The sequence below is a fragment of the Cryobacterium sp. TMN-39-2 genome, from assembly GCF_004402745.1.
Classification (GTDB): domain Bacteria; phylum Actinomycetota; class Actinomycetes; order Actinomycetales; family Microbacteriaceae; genus Cryobacterium; species Cryobacterium zongtaii.
Window position 1 is genome coordinate 292,103 of record NZ_SOFX01000027.1, and the last position, 14,852, is coordinate 306,954.

The 14,852-nt window shown below is 68.6% G+C and carries 12 protein-coding genes; 5 read left to right on the plus strand and 7 right to left on the minus strand.

Features of this window, described 5'->3' with window-relative positions; translation table 11 throughout:
- Positions 1 to 26 precede the first annotated feature (26 nt).
- The gene (locus E3O57_RS09445) at positions 27 to 1,289 is read left to right on the plus strand and encodes a hypothetical protein (protein ID WP_103479552.1); all 1,263 of its coding nucleotides are present in this window, start codon (positions 27 to 29) and stop codon (positions 1,287 to 1,289) included.
- Between the two features lie 15 nt (positions 1,290 to 1,304).
- On the opposite strand, the gene E3O57_RS09450 is transcribed toward E3O57_RS09445, so the two are convergent.
- From E3O57_RS09450 to E3O57_RS09460, 3 genes are all read right to left on the minus strand, one after another.
- On the minus strand, positions 1,305 to 1,790 hold the full coding sequence (locus E3O57_RS09450; RefSeq protein WP_133159796.1) for a hypothetical protein: 486 nt from the start codon (positions 1,788 to 1,790) through the stop codon (positions 1,305 to 1,307).
- A gap of 89 nt (positions 1,791 to 1,879) precedes the next feature.
- The gene (locus tag E3O57_RS09455) at positions 1,880 to 2,473 is read right to left on the minus strand and encodes a hypothetical protein (RefSeq protein WP_103479554.1); all 594 of its coding nucleotides are present in this window, start codon (positions 2,471 to 2,473) and stop codon (positions 1,880 to 1,882) included.
- Positions 2,470 to 3,162, minus strand: coding sequence for a hypothetical protein (locus tag E3O57_RS09460; protein ID WP_103479555.1), 693 nt, complete (start codon positions 3,160 to 3,162; stop codon positions 2,470 to 2,472). Before E3O57_RS09460 ends, E3O57_RS09455 begins: the two co-directional genes overlap by 4 nt.
- A gap of 157 nt (positions 3,163 to 3,319) precedes the next feature.
- On the opposite strand from E3O57_RS09460, the gene E3O57_RS09465 reads away from it, so the two are divergent.
- Positions 3,320 to 4,810, plus strand: a complete 1,491-nt coding sequence (locus E3O57_RS09465) for an HNH endonuclease (RefSeq protein ID WP_103479556.1) — start codon at positions 3,320 to 3,322, stop codon at positions 4,808 to 4,810.
- A 35-nt stretch (positions 4,811 to 4,845) separates the two neighbouring features.
- On the opposite strand, the gene E3O57_RS09470 is transcribed toward E3O57_RS09465, so the two are convergent.
- Positions 4,846 to 7,764, minus strand: a complete 2,919-nt coding sequence (locus tag E3O57_RS09470; RefSeq protein WP_103479557.1) for a S26 family signal peptidase — start codon at positions 7,762 to 7,764, stop codon at positions 4,846 to 4,848.
- A gap of 45 nt (positions 7,765 to 7,809) precedes the next feature.
- Positions 7,810 to 8,433 carry a hypothetical protein gene (locus E3O57_RS09475; protein WP_088456382.1) on the minus strand — a complete coding sequence of 208 codons (624 nt, stop codon included), beginning with the start codon at positions 8,431 to 8,433 and terminating at the stop codon, positions 7,810 to 7,812.
- Positions 8,434 to 8,849: 416 nt separating this feature from the next.
- Here E3O57_RS09475 and valS point away from each other — a divergent pair, with 416 nt between their 5' ends.
- Genes valS through E3O57_RS09490 form a run of 3 tightly spaced genes read left to right on the plus strand, consistent with a single transcriptional unit; the run spans position 8,850 to position 12,158 of the window.
- Positions 8,850 to 11,432 carry a valine--tRNA ligase gene (gene valS / locus E3O57_RS09480; RefSeq protein WP_088456383.1) on the plus strand — a complete coding sequence of 861 codons (2,583 nt, stop codon included), beginning with the start codon at positions 8,850 to 8,852 and terminating at the stop codon, positions 11,430 to 11,432.
- A gap of 10 nt (positions 11,433 to 11,442) precedes the next feature.
- Entirely contained in the window at positions 11,443 to 11,889 is a 447-nt protein-coding gene (locus tag E3O57_RS09485; RefSeq protein WP_088456384.1) for a GNAT family N-acetyltransferase, read from the plus strand.
- A 2-nt stretch (positions 11,890 to 11,891) separates the two neighbouring features.
- Positions 11,892 to 12,158, plus strand: coding sequence for a hypothetical protein (locus E3O57_RS09490; RefSeq protein ID WP_088456385.1), 267 nt, complete (start codon positions 11,892 to 11,894; stop codon positions 12,156 to 12,158).
- Between the two features lie 53 nt (positions 12,159 to 12,211).
- On the opposite strand, the gene E3O57_RS09495 is transcribed toward E3O57_RS09490, so the two are convergent.
- The gene (locus E3O57_RS09495) at positions 12,212 to 13,423 is read right to left on the minus strand and encodes a thiolase family protein (RefSeq protein WP_088456386.1); all 1,212 of its coding nucleotides are present in this window, start codon (positions 13,421 to 13,423) and stop codon (positions 12,212 to 12,214) included.
- The gene (locus E3O57_RS09500; RefSeq protein ID WP_103479558.1) at positions 13,404 to 14,849 is read right to left on the minus strand and encodes a class I adenylate-forming enzyme family protein; all 1,446 of its coding nucleotides are present in this window, start codon (positions 14,847 to 14,849) and stop codon (positions 13,404 to 13,406) included. Before E3O57_RS09500 ends, E3O57_RS09495 begins: the two co-directional genes overlap by 20 nt.
- Positions 14,850 to 14,852 lie beyond the last annotated feature (3 nt).

The window sequence follows — 14,852 nt, forward strand, 5'->3', positions numbered from 1 at the left end:
CCCGCGGGTACCCTACGCTGAGCCATGTGTTCTCCATCGTGACCTCAACGCTTCGGCTGGCCGCCTCCAGGTGGCCGGTCCTGCTGGCGTTGTATCTGGCCGGATGGCTGGCGCGGTACCTCGTGATCGAGGTCGCCGCCCTGGTCGGGACCACGGACGCCCTGACCGCGTTCCTCATCATGCCCGTCGCCATCCTCGCCCGGCTGGCGAGCTTCATCGGTATGTTCCTGGTGCTGCGACAAGGGATGCCCGCCTTCGACGATCTGGCCAAGGCCGGCGACGACGCCATCGACCGCACCGAGGACGCCCCGGTCACCACGCGTCCCAGCATGCAGGACCTGTTCCTGGCCAGTGTCCTGCCCTTCTTCGCCTTCTACGCCGCCTGGCAGTTCCTGGCGGAGGACACCCTGCAGTACGCGGCCTCGGCACTGGCCAAGATCAACCCGTTCGACGACACCGACAACTCGGCCGGGGTGCTCAACCTCGAGCTCACCTGGGCCTCTGCGACGGCGATCGCTGTCGCATTCACCGGGCGATTCCTGCTCAAGCGGTACAGCGCCAGACTGCCGCGCTGGAGTGCCGTGGTGACCGTGTACCTCGAGGCCGTCTGGGTCTATCTCACCCTGTTCCTGATCAGCAACTACCGTGACGACTTCGAGTCGTGGGTCGCCAACCGGGCGGCGATGCACTGGATAGCAGATCTGCGCGCCGCGCTGGGAGACGTCTTCGCCCCCATCGGGGTCGCCTGGGACGGCATCGCCTGGGCGATCGGCGAGGCCGGCGCCCTCGTGCTGCTCCCCGTAGCCTGGCTCGCGCTCGCGGGCATCGTCTACGGCCGGGCCCTCACCACTGGCCCACTGCTCATCAGGGTGCCGCAGAACCGTTACTCCGACCGGGTGCGCATCCGCTATGCCCGCGTGCCCAGGGCCGTCTCCCGCCGATTTGCGGATGTCGGCACCGGCTTCGTGGGCCGCTGGAAGCCGCTCGCGAACGCCCTGACGTTGGTGTGGCGGGCCGGGGTGGTTCCGATGGGTATCTTCGTGCTCGCCTACACCGTGATCGAAGCCGCCGGGGCCTGGATCGGGTTCGGCGCGACCCGGCTGATCGGTGCCCACGACCTCGTGACGTGGTGGATGATCGTCGACGACGGCCTCATCTTCGCCATCGAGGTCCTCCTCGAGCCGCTGCGCATCTGTCTCATCGCCGCCGGCTACGACTACTGCCTGCGCCGGTTGGGCGAGCGGCGCCAGGCAGCCGCCCTCGCGGAACCTGTCAGCACGACCGTGTAACCCGCACCTGGCAGGTCAGTCCACGGCGAACCTGGCGTACTCGGGCAGGACGCCCGGGACGGAGATGTTGACGGTGAGGGACGAGGAGTCCCCCGCCTCGGCGGGCACCACGAACTCCGCCACGAAGGAATACCGGGTGCTCAGGTCTGAGCTGCAGGAGGTGAGCGACGGCCCTCCGGGGCCGAGGTCGATCGCACCCTGGCTGGCGTTCGACCAGCTCCGCGTCACGGTCCCGCCACCGGATTCCTCCAGCCGTGCGGTGCACCCGTCCGGCACGCCATCCGGCCCTGTGCCCGTCGGGTCGACCTCGACCGTGACGGATATCAGGTCGGTGCCGGCCGGGAGGTCACGCTCACGCCCGGCTGCGCTGTCTGCGCTGACCCTGTCGGTCGCCTCGATGCGCCACCGTGCGTTGCCGTACTCAAGCATTTCGCCCGCTGTGACGTTCACCGACCGGCTGGGCCCGTCCTCGACATACCGGATCCACTGGTTCGCGAACATGATCCCCAGCGTCGCCGGTAGGAGCACCAGAATGGCCAGCAACGCTCGGCCGTTCCGCCTCAGCCAACCCGCGCGCTCTCCGCCGCGACTCACCTGACGCCCCAATGGGGCAAGTCGACATCGATGCTCGGTCGCACGTCCAGTGCGGCCAGATCCACGGGCATCACAAGCAGGGAGTCGACGCGCGGGTCGGAATTCCTGGCGAGTTCGAGGGTGGCGCGTTCCGCAGCCGGAGCCGAGACGACGTCCGCGGGGAGTTCGAACATGAGCGGGCCGGTCAATGGGATGCCGGTGGCGGGCCTGCCTGAAACGAGCGTGGCGGTCCCCGGCCGGGTCGAGGCGCTGTATTCGGTGTCACCCACCCGCAGCACGGCCGTGCCGAGTGTCCTGTCCCGGTCTTCCACCACAGCCTCGACGCTGAGTTCGACAACAACCCAGACGCCCGGCGTGCTGCCGGCCCAGCCGTTTCCGGCGGTCACCGCCTCCGTGATCGCGACGGAATGCACGGTGGCGCGAATGTCCCGCCCGCTGGCCGGCTCCGCCAGCGTCGCCGCTACGACCATCGGTGAGTGCTGCAGCTCCCGGTTCGGCGTCGTGTGTAAGACGACCGACGCGACGGACAGGACGGCCAGCAGCGCCGCCCCGTTCGCGGCATACCGCCAGCGCGCGATCGGCGGGGTCATCCCGACACCCCGGCCCCGACGTCGCCCAGCTCCAGCTCCAGGGTGCCCGTCACGACGGGGTCGTCGTACAGTCCGCCGTAGGTGAGCTCGCCCTCGCTGATGAGCACGCGGTCGAGCAGCTGAACGTCGATGGAGTCACCCTTCGCCACGGCGTCGCCGGCAACCTCCCAGATGAATACGACCTCGACGGGCACGCCGGGTTGCGCGAACACCGTGCCGCTGCCGTCATCGATTACCAGGACACGGGTCGGCGGCTCGGCCTCGGGCAGACCGGGCACCCCGCCCACCCGGATCCTGTCCGACTCGGCCGTGCCCAGTCGGATGGCCTCCGTGGTGGTGTTGTCCACCATCGCCCGTACGACGAGCAGCCGGTTGCCCTCGGCCGGAACGAGCAACTGCTCAGGAAAGGCGTCGATGAGCAGCGCCTGGCTGACGGTGACGGTGAGCTCGGATCCGACGTGGCGTTCACCCGCCGCGATGACCGGGGCAGCCTGGACCGGTGCGTCAGAGAGGCCGCCGAACACGGCCGACAGCCCGAGGAGCACGGTCGTCAGTGCGGTCAGGAGCCACTTAGTCGGCAGCCGGTCGGCGAACCCAGGGATACGCTCCCGCCAGAAGGCGGGCCTGGGCGGCGGGGTCGGGGTCGCGCCGGGAGAATCGGGCGGGGCTGCCGCTGAATCATCCGGCACTGAATCCCCCTCGGTAGGCCATGGGGACATCGTAGCGAGCGAAGGGACCGTTGATGCGTCCAGCCCGCTACTCCTCCAAAGGCGGCCGGTTTGAGGACCTTTCCCCACCCGGTTCTGGAGGGGCTGGAGTGTCGGTGGTCGGTGCGATTATCGGGGTATGAGCAGCCCAGCTGAGCAGTTCCCGACCGACCCGGAGGACCCGGGTCACGACGCCCGCAGCCCCGATGCCGACGCCCACGCGCAGGCGCACCGGCGCCGCCGCACCCTGCAGGAGCAGGCGCAGGCCACCCTCGCCCGGAAGGTCACCAAGGCCAGGAAGGCCCACCGCAGGATCGCGAAGGCGACCGCCGAACGTGCTCGCGCACTCGCGGAGCTGCAGCGGTGGAGCTCCGACCCTGCCACCGCGAAACTGCTCAACCCGGACTACGCCGCCGAGTCGGCCCGCGGGCCGGTCCTCACCGACGCCGACGCGAGCCCGCGGAAGATCACGGCGTGGGAAGACCAGGAAATCGCCCGCCGCACCATCACGACCGAGGTCGCCTGCTCGCTGCGCCTGGCCGATCGCACCGCGGAGAACCTGATCGGTGAATCCTCCTTGTTCGCCGGCCCGATGCAGGCCACTTTGACGGCGATGAGTTCCGGCGAGATCAGTTACCGGCATGGCCAGGTGTTGATGGAGCAGCTCAGTTTCCTCCCGCTCGAGGAGGCCGCCGAGTTCGAAGCGAGGTTGCTGCCCGTGGCGAAAGACCTCACGGTCGGCAAGCTCGCGGTGAAGGCCCGGCGGATGCGGGAGCGGGCGCACCCGGAGACCCTGACCCAACGGGCCACCGCCGCGGTTGCCGAACGCGGGGTCTGGTGGGAGGGTCGGGCCGATGGCATGGGCACTCTGACCTGGTACGGCACCGCGGTGCAAACCCAGGCCGCACTCGACAGGTTGACCAGCATCGTCGAAACCACCCAGGCCTTAGAACGACACGACGCGTCGATTCCCGAGATGGACCGGCGCACGATCGGCCAGATCTACGCCGACGCGATGGCCGACCTGGTCCTGGACGGGGTCACCCCCGCCGGCACCGGCGGCGGCATCCGCGGCAGCGTGATGGTCACCGTCCCGGTCTTCACCCTGATGGGCCGAACCATGGAACCGGGATTCCTGGAAGGGTACGGGCCGATCCCGGCCGACACCGCCCGGGAGATCGCCGCCGGCTGCCCCAGCTTCATTCGGATACTCACCCACCCGGAGACCGGGGCCGTGCTTTCGGTCGGAAAAGAACACTACACAGCCCCCGCTGATATGCGCCGTTGGGTTGCGCTGCGGGACGGCACCTGCCGTTTCCCGGGCTGCACCCGGCCCGCATCCCGCAGCGATATCGACCACACCATCGCCCGAGAACACGGCGGACCTACCGACTTCGACAACCTGGCCCACCTCTGCCGCGCCCACCACCGGCTCAAACACCAAACACTATGGGCCGTGGTGCAAGAACCCGGCGGGGTGCTGCGCTGGACCTCCCCGGCCGGGGAAACCCACCGCACCTACCCCGAAACCACCCTCGGGCCACCACCCACCCTGGCCCCCACACCCAAACCACCAGCGACACCGGCACGGCCGCGGACAAGCGACCTGCCCGACGATCCGCCGTTCTGATCGGGCGGGTTCGGGCGAACTCCGCTATTCCACGACTACGGAGCGATCGTGAAACCGGGGCTGACCCCCGCCGCGAGGGTCCCCGACGTCGCGGTGAGCGTGTAGCTCCCCGCCCGATTCACCCGGCAACCGGCGAACGTCGCCACACCGGACACCGCGGCACGAGGGTTACTGGTACACGTGAGAGTGGCGCCTGCCGGGGTCGTCAGCCTGACAGTGACCGAGGCCGAACTCGCAACGACGTTGCCGCTGGCATCCTGGATGGCCACGCTCGGCTGGGTGCCCCAGACCTGGTTCACCGACCCACCCGACCCAGCCGCAACGAAGACCAGCTTGCTCGCGGCACCGGGCGTGACCGTGAATGCGGGACTCACGGTCGTCAGGGTGCCGGCGGTTGCGGTGAGTGTGTATGTACCGGCCTTGTCGATGCTGCATCCCGAGAAGATGAATCCCCAACCGACGTACGACGGCGCGGGATTTGTCGCGCAAGCCAGTGTTGCGCCGGCAGCATTGGTCAGGGCAAGCGTGGCCTGCCCGGTCGCGGTGACAGCGTTACCGCCTGCGTCTTGCACGGTCACTGTCGGCGTGTTTCCGAACGTGGTCGCCGAGGTCGTCGACCCTGGTGAAGAGACGAAGACCAGCCGGGCAGCGGGCCCGGTCGCGACCGTGAAGCTTGCGCTCGTGGCGGCGGTGAGATTGCCGGACACCGCCCGCAGTGTGTAGCTGCCGGCGCGGTCGACGGCGCAGCCGGCGAATGCGGCTGCGCCCGACAGCGGGGAGACCGGGTTCGTCGTGCAGGTCAGAGTGGCTCCGTTTGCGGTGGTCAGGCTCAGTGTCACCGGCGTGGTGCCGGTCGCGATGTTGCCGCCGGCGTCCTGCACCACGACCGTGGGTTGACCGGAGAACGCCACGCCGCCGGTCGACCCACCGGGGTTGACGCTGAAAGCTAGTTTCGCTGCAGGACCAGGGGTCACCGTGTAGCTGCCACTGACCGCCGGGGTCAGGACGCCGGATGTGGCGGTCAGCGTATAGCTGCCTGCCTTGTCGATCCTGCAGCCGGAGTACGTCGCAACCCCGGACGCTGCCGCCTTGGGGTTTGCTGTGCAGTACAGCGTGGCCCCGGCAGCGGTCGTGAGCTTCAGGGTCACTGCGGCGGTGCTCGCGACGGTGTTGCCGCCGGCGTCCTGAATCGCGACCGCGGGTTGGGTGTCAAAGGTGGTGTTGTACCGGGTCGTGCTCGGTGCCGACGTGAAACCCAGTTTCGTGGCGGGTCCGACCGCGATGGTGAAGCTTGCGCTCACGGCCGCCGTGAGTGTTCCCGAGCTGGCGGTCAGGGTGTAGGTGCCCGCCCGCCCGATAGAGCAGCCGACAAATGCGACGGTCCCGGTGCCCGTGGCCGGGTTCGCGCTGCAGGCGAGGGTTGCCCCCGCCGCTGTGGTGATCGCCAGGGTGACCGGCATGGTGGTGGCGACGGCGTTGCCACCCGCGTCCCGTACGGCGACCACGGGCTGGGTGCCAAAAGCTCTCCCGCCGGTTGAGCCGGACGGGCTGGTGGTGAAGACGAGGCGAGCGGCGGGACCAGCGCTGATCGCGACGGATCCGCTCACGGCCGCGGTCAACCCGGCCGAGGTCGCGGTCAGGGAGTAGCTCCCGGGCTTGGTGATCTTGCAGCCGGCGAAGGTAGCGGTTCCGGCCACGGCAGCTCTCGGGTTGGCCGTACAGGTGAGGCCGGCCCCTGCTGCGCTGGTCAGGCCCAGGGTGACGGCCGCTGTGCTGCTGACGGTGTTCCCGCCGGCATCCTGGATCGCCAGTATCGGCTGGATGGCAAAGGCTGTGTCCACCGATGTGGAACCCGGTTGGGCCGTGAAGACCAGCTTCGAGGCCGGGCCCGTCGTGATGGTGAATGTGGCGCTGAGAGCGGCGGGAAGTGCGCCGGAACGGGCGGTCAGGGTGTAGGTTCCGGCCCGGTCGATGCGGCAGCCGGCGAATGACGCCCGGCCGGAGACGGCGGCTACCGGATTGGCCGCGCAGGCCAGGGTCGCCCCAGCCGGATTGGTCAAGGTCAGGGCCACGCTGGCGGTGCTCGACGCGGTTTCCCCTTCGGCGTTCTGGATGGCCACGACGGGTTGACGGGCCCAGGCGACGCCGCCGGTTGACCCGGAGGGGGCGGTCGTGAAGGCCAGTTGGGTTGCGGGGCCGGCGGTCTCCCAAGAGCTGCCGGCCATGGTTGTGGAGGCGCTGAAGGCGGCGGTCACCTCGGTTGGCGGTGCCGCCACCAGTGTGACGGCGATCAGGGTCGCAACGACTCCCACTGCAGCCAGTTCGGCCGGAGCAACCCGCGGGCTCCTCCCCTGGCGGGACGGTCGGAAGTGACGTCCACGGGGCCGGCGCGGCCGGGGGTTCGCGGCGCCGTCCAGCGCGACGACGACGACGGCCGCGGCGGTGAGGATCAGCCACAGCACTAGCGGAGTAATGGCCGTCGTGGTCAGCCAGAAGGCGGGCAGCCCGATCCAGGGGATCAGGAGCTGGGCTTGGCTGATAATGTCGCCCCGGTCCAGGGGGCTGCTGTCCACGCTCTGGTTGGCGTCACCCGCCGTGATGAGCGACCCGTCCTCGTTGGCCCCGACGACCCGGTGCAGCATGGTGCCTGCGGTGGCAGATCCGGCCGGGGCGGGGAAGCTCACGACGCGCCCGAGGGGCGGCGGAGTGTCGGCCTCCATGGGCTCGGAGAGCACGACGTCGCCGGTGCTGATCAGCGGTTCCATGGACCCGCTCTGCACGATCGAACCCGTGAGGCCGGTGAGCATCGGCAGGGTGGCGCAGGCGCCCAGGGCAAGCATCAGCACCAGGTAGGCCCTCGACAGGGTGGCGATCGTCAGGAATCCCCAGCCCCCGCGCACGGCGCGGGGCTGGCGACCGACGGTGCTGTCGGTGGATCCGCTGTCGAGGGACACTGCTACCTGATCTGTCGGGGCGCTACCTGGTGGTGGATGGCCGAACTAGTTGCTGTTCTGCAGCTCCCAGACGAGGTCGATGCTGGTGGAGGCGCCCTGCAACGCGTCGACCTGCAGCTGGGTCAGTCCGGTCGCGTCGAAGGTCCAGGTGCCCTTGTAGGTCTTGGACTCCCCGCTGGCGTTTCCTGTGGTCGTCCACGCGCTACCACCGGTGGCGTAGTCGCTATTGACCGTGGACAGCGTGGCCAACGACGCTGCCGGCAGGACCGGGACCGCCGGGTCGATGACGAAACCCGTGCAGTCGGCGAAGCTCCCGCCGGTGCCCTGTTCGATCTTCAGCTTGATGTATTTCTCCAGTCCCTGCGCCGAGGGCGACAGGTTCTGCACATAGGCCTTGACTACCCCGGCGACGGACGACGATGCCGTCACGACGAGGCACTTCTCGCCCGTGTCGCCAGGCGTGACATTGGTGACCTGGAAGCCGGCGGTGCCGTTGTCGTCGTCCGTGAGGGCCACGCTTCCGGTACTCCAGCTATTGCCGGGGTTTCGGGTCGAGGATGAGAAGGCGGCGTTCGACGCCTGGAACACCATCGCGCCGGCGAGCAGGATGGCGGCCGGGCCAACACCAACGGTCACAATACGCCGGGCGAGTGTACTGGGTTTACGCATGACGGAATCCTTCGGTTCAGGGCAGGCCGGGGTCCAGAATGAAGGCCGCAGTATGCGACCCAATCGAAACCCTGAGTTGACCCAGTCAGGAAGGAAATTCCCCGGTAGACCCAAAAAAATCGGTTGCCCCTTCGCTCAAACTAGCGGTCTCCCACCACCGCGCACAAGTTAAATCTGAAGTATTTTCATGTCAATATTCTTCGCCATTCTGGCGACCGCCCCGGCACCGCGCCGCCCGCCCGCCAGGTGTCCGCCGAAAGGCAGATTCGGTGGGAGCCAACGTCGCGATCCTCGCTCGGATCAGCCCGTTCGCCCCCTCGTCGTGCGGCCTCGGGCGCAGAATCGGCTAGATTGGTTCAGCAGTACTGAAGGCACCTCACCATCGACACGGTGCCGCTGAACCGAATCGGAGTGTCATGACCAACGCTGACCGCGTTCCCGAAAAGCCCGCCCTCGAAGGGCTGGAAGCCAAGTGGGAGACCAGTTGGGAAGCACAGGGCACCTACCGCTTCGACCGCGCGGCCGCCACGAAGGAGTCGATCTTCTCGATCGACACTCCCCCGCCGACCGCCTCCGGCTCACTGCACATCGGCCATGTCTTCAGCTACACGCACACCGACGTCGTGGCTCGCTTCCAGCGCATGCGCGGCAAGAGCGTCTTCTACCCGATGGGCTGGGATGACAACGGCCTGCCCACCGAACGACGTGTGCAGAACTTCTACGGCGTGCGCTGCGACCCATCGCTGCCGTACACGCCCGACTTCGTACCGCCCTTCGAGGGGGGCGACGGCAAGAGCACCAAGGCCGCCGACCAGCTCCCCGTGAGCCGCCGCAACTTCATCGAACTCTGCGAACGCCTCACCGTCGAGGACGAGAAACAGTTCGAGGAACTGTGGCGCACCCTGGGCCTCAGCGTCGACTGGAACCAGAGCTACCGCACCATCGCGCCGGAGTCCATCACCGCCTCCCAGCTCGCTTTCGTCGGCAACGTCAACCGTGGCGAGGCCTACCAGGCCATGGCTCCCACCCTCTGGGACGTCACCTTCCGCACTGCCGTCGCCCAGGCCGAACTCGAGGACAAGGAGATGCCGGCCGCGTACCACCGGGTCTCCTTCCACAAGCCGGACGGCTCCACCATCGAGATCGAGACCACCCGGCCGGAACTCCTCGCCGCCTGCGTCGCTCTTGTCGCGCATCCGGACGACGACCGCTACAAGCCGTTCTTCGGCAGCACGGTACGCACCCCGGTGTTCGACGTCGAGATCCCGATTCTCGCTCACCACCTCGCCCAGAAGGACAAGGGCTCGGGGATCGCGATGATCTGCACCTTCGGCGACGTGACCGACGTGGTCTGGTGGCGTGAACTCGACCTGCCCAACCGCGCGATCATGGGCTTCGACGGCCGTATCATCGCCGAGGCCCCCGACGTCATCGTCACCCCGGCCGCGCTGGCCGCCTACGCCCAGCTCGCCGGCAAGACGGTCTTCTCGGCCAAGCAGGCCATGGTGGAGCTCCTCCGTGAGTCCGGCGACCTGATCGGCGACCCCAAGCCGATCGTGCACCCGGTCAAGTTCTTCGAAAAGGGCGACAAGCCCCTCGAGATCGTCTCTACCCGCCAGTGGTACATCCGCAACGGTGCCCGCGACGAAAAGCTTCGCGCCCGCCTGATCGAACACGGATCCGCTCTGCAGTGGCATCCTGAATTCATGCGCGTGCGCTACGAGAACTGGGTCAACGGCCTCACCGGTGACTGGCTTGTCTCCCGCCAGCGCTTCTTCGGAGTTCCCCTGCCCGTCTGGTACCCGCTCGACGCCGAGTCCAACCCGGTCTTCGACCAGCCGATCATCGCCACCGCCGACCTGTTACCCGTCGACCCGTCCTCGGATGTGGCCCCCGGCTACACGGCCGAGCAGCGCGGAGCGGCCAACGGCTTCGTCGGCGAGGTCGACGTGATGGACACCTGGGCCACCTCGTCCCTCACCCCTCAGCTGGCCGGCGGTTGGGAGCGCGACCCCGAACTCTTCGACCTCGTGTACCCGTACTCGCTGCGTCCCCAGGGCCAGGACATCATCCGCACTTGGTTGTTCTCCACCCTCCTGCGCGCCGAACTCGAACACGGCGAATCGCCGTGGAAGCACGCGGCACTGTCGGGCTTCATCGTCGACCCCGACCGTAAGAAGATGTCCAAGTCCAAGGGCAACGTGGTCACTCCCGCCGACGTGCTCAGTCAGCACGGTTCGGACGCCGTACGGTACTGGGCGGCGTCCTCGCGGCTGGGCACCGACGCGGCGTTCGACCCGAAGAACCCCACCCAGATCAAGATCGGCCGCCGCCTGGCGATCAAGATCCTCAACGCCAGCAAGTTCATCCTCGGCTTCGCCGGCGATGACGCAGCACCGGTGACCGAACCCATCGATGTGAGCATGCTCGCCCGTCTCGACGTCGTCGTCGGCCAGGCGACCGCCGCGTTCGACGCATTCGACCATGCCCGTGCGCTCGAGACCGCCGAGAGCTTCTTCTGGACCTTCTGTGACGACTACCTCGAACTGGTCAAGGAACGCGCCTACGGCGAGCCCGGTCCGGAGCAGGCGTCGGCCGTCGCCGCGCTGCGTACCGCCCTGTCGACCCTGCTGCGCCTGTTTGCCCCGTTCGTGCCGTTCGCCACCGAAGAAGCCTGGTCGTGGTCCAACGACGACTCGGTGCACCGTGCCCCATGGCCGGTCGCCTCTGGCACGACGCCGGACGCCGACAGCCTCGCGCTGCTGGACCTGGCCAGCCGGGCGCTCACGGGCATCCGCCGCGCGAAGACCGACGCGAAGGCGTCACAGAAGTCTGCCGTCGTCTCCGCCACCATCGGCGGACCGGAAGCAGAGGTTGCCCTGCTCGCGCAGGTCGCCGCCGATTTGAAAGCAGTAGGCCGGATCACGGACTTGACCTTCGTCAAGGCCGATGAGCTGGTCGTAACTGATATCGTGCTCGCCACGGTGTCGGAAATCTAAGGAGAACCGCATGTCAATCAAGGTCCGCCCGCTGGGCGACAAAGACTTCTTCCCGTGGCTGGGCCTGCTCGAAGGGTATAGCGAGTTCTCCAAGAGCGACCTGACCGACGAGAAGGCTCTGCGTGTGTGGAGCTGGATCATCGACAAGAACCATGACCTCGACGGCGCTGTCGCGGTCGACGACAACGGGGACTTCGTCGGATTCACGCTCTACCGACCGTTCCCACGCACCCTCAGCGGCGACGTCGGACTGTTCATCGACGACCTCTTCGTCACCTCGGCTGTCCGTGACGGCGGGGTGAGCAAGTCCCTGCTGGAATTCGCCCGCGAGTACGCCAAGGCGCACAATTACCGCACCCTGCAGTGGGTCACCACGGCAGACGACAAGTCCGCCAAGAAGCTCTACGACGAGGTCGGCACCCGCACCAGCTTGGTCACTTACCAGGCCGAGGTCTAACCATGCAGCTCGGAACCCGCTGGTCCCTCGGCGCAGAACCGCCGACCGGGCTGCCCGAGGTCGTCGTCATCGCCCTGCAGGCGGTCGAGGGCGACCTCGAGGCGCTGCCCGACGACACCAGCGCCTGGCGATGGACGTTGACCTGGCTGGAAGGCAACCCGGTCATCGAGCTCGACGACGGCACCGTCATCCGGTTCGACCCGAAGGAAGACAGCGCCACCATCACGCAGCCCGCCATCGTCATGGACGATGACGAGGACTGGATCTAGTCTTCGTTCCGCCACTGCCCTTGTTCCGCCACTGCCCGTTTTCTCCCAGCGCCCTAGCTCTCCCACCGCCACAGGGCGGCGAGCCCCAGTCCGCCCGCGATGCTCAGGGCGCTCAGGGATAGCTCACCCGCCGAAGCCTCGGCGCGGCACTGGCTGAGCAGGCGCAGAACCAGCAGCGCGCCGGAAGCTCCGTAGGGGTGCCCGAGCGCGATGGCACCGCCCTGCAGGTTGGCGCGCTCCACCGGGACCGCTATCAGGTCCAGCGATGCCAGCGTCTGCGACGCGAACGCCTCGGTGAACTCGACCCGGCCCAGCTGCGCGGCCGATACACCGGTGCGGGCGAAGAGTCTGAGCGCAGCCGCCCCGCCGCCGATCCCGAGCAGGTTGGGGTCGACGCCCGCCGGCACCGCATCTACGAAGGCCAGGCAACCGGATGCGCCGAGAGAGGCCGCCCGCGCCCGGCTGGTGACAACCACAACCACGGCGCCATCCGCGTCGCCGCAGGAGTTACCGGCCGTGACCGTTCCCCCAGCAGTGAACACCGCCGGAAACCGGGCCAGGAGGCTCGGGGTCAAGGTCGGCCGCGGTCCGGAATCCACCGAGACCGGCCCGTTCGCCGTCTCAACGTCGACGATCTCGGTGGCGAACGCGCCCGCCTGCCCGGCCGCAACAGCGAGCCGGTGGCTTCGGAGGGCAAAGGAATCCTGCCGCTCGCGTTCGATGCCGTAGGCGGCCGCGACCGTCTCTGCCGCAACGCCCATGTCCGGGTCGCCGATGTCGTCGGGCGAGAATCGCACCCGGTCGTAGAAATCCGGGGCGCCGTCCGTGGAACTGAGCCGGTGGGCTCGCAGCGGAGCCGTGCTCGTGCTCTCGACCCCGCCCGCGAGGTACAGGCTGCCGGCACCGGCCTGCACGAGCCGGCAGGCGAGAACGATGGCCTCGAGGCCCGATCCGCATTGCCGGTCGATGGTCACCCCGGGAACGGCCGGCGGAAGTCCCGCCGTGAGCAGGGCCAGTCGCGCCACGTTGCCGCCGCCGGCCACGGCATTGCCGATGATCACGTCATCGACGTCTGCGGCGGGCAGGCCACTGTCGGCCAGGACTGCCTCGAGCACCGGCGCCAGCAGCTCTGCGGCGGTCACGCCGCGTAGGGCCCCGTTGAAACGGGTGAACGCCGTGCGACGGCCCAGCAGGATGACGGGCTGCCGGTCATCAGGGATGACACCCGGCGTGGGGCTGAGCGGATCAGCGGAGGCGAACGACACGGGGGTCCTCCTCCTCGATCCACCGGGCCAGCAGGCCGCGACTGACCTTGCCGGCCGTCGTCACGGGAAGCTCGGTCAGCCGGAAGAAATCACGCGGCCGGTGCTCGCCGGCCAGCGCTGAGATGCAGGCGTTCCGGAGCCGGGCGGCGTCCACCACGGGCGCGGCGATCACGGCGGCGACGACCCGGGTGCCGACGACGGCATCGGCGCATCCCGTCACCACGGCGGCCTGCACTCCTGGCACCCGGTGCAGGGCGGCCTCCACCTCCTGCGGATACACATTGGTGCCGGCGCTGACGATCATGTCGGCACGGCGACCCAGCACGTGCAGCACGCCGGACTCGTCGAGAAAGCCCTGGTCGCCGACCGTGCACCACGCGCCGACGCGTGTAAAAGCCTCTCCGTCATCACCCCACAGGTAGCCGTCACAGACGAAGTCGCTGGCAACCTGGATGGTTCCGGTCGCACCGGCGGGGAGCGGTCGGCCGTCGTCGTCCGCGATGCGGATGCTGACCCCGGGAAAGGGCTGGCCCACGGCACTGTCGGCGCCGGCGACGGCGCTGCCGGCAGCGTCGCCAGGGGCCACCGACGACGCCGCGACGAAGCCCAGTTCGGCGGCGCCGTAATAGCTCACGATGGTGGCGTGGGGCGCCCACCGTTGCAGCAGCCCGGTGGTGGCCGCGTCGAGCCTGGCCCCACCGCTCACGATGCAGGTGAGCCCGCGATCCACCCGGCCGGCCGCCACCGCCCGGTCGGCGAGCATCCGCAGCACGGTCGGAACGGCCACCAGCCTGCTGATCCGTTCCCGCTCGAGGCAGCCCAGCACTGCCGCCACATCAAACCTCTCCAGGGTATGGAAGCTGCCGCCGGCCTGCAGCGATTCGGCCAACGCGTAGAGGTTGAGGCTGGCCGTGAGCGGACCCGGCGCGAGCGTGCGGTCATGCCGGGTGAGGTGCAGCACCTCGGCGCTGTGCTCGAGTGACCGCTGCCAGGACCGCCGCGTGCGGCGGAAGGCCTTGGGCAGGGAGGTTGTTCCCGAGGTGAATCCGTAGAGGAAGGTGGACTCTGCCGGACCGTCGGTAAGACGCCCCGCGGTGCCTCCTCCAGGACCGGACGCACCCGGCGCACTGCGCGCATCGGATCCGGTGGCGATGCCGCGTAGGCGCCCCTCGACCTCGGCGCGCTGCTCTGCCGGCCAGTGCGGGTCGAGCATGGCGACGCATCCGCTGCCCGACACAGCCGCGAGGAAGTCAGCGACGACGTCGATGCTGTTGACCCTGTTGAGCACGGTGAGGCCGGTGCTGCCGGGGTGGTCGAGAATGCGTTGGCGCAACTGGGCATAGCTGACCTTGTCGTCGTCAACGGCCACGGCGACCTGGTCGGGGAACGACTCGGCCCAGAGTTGGAGGGACGTGAGAATGGGCATCGG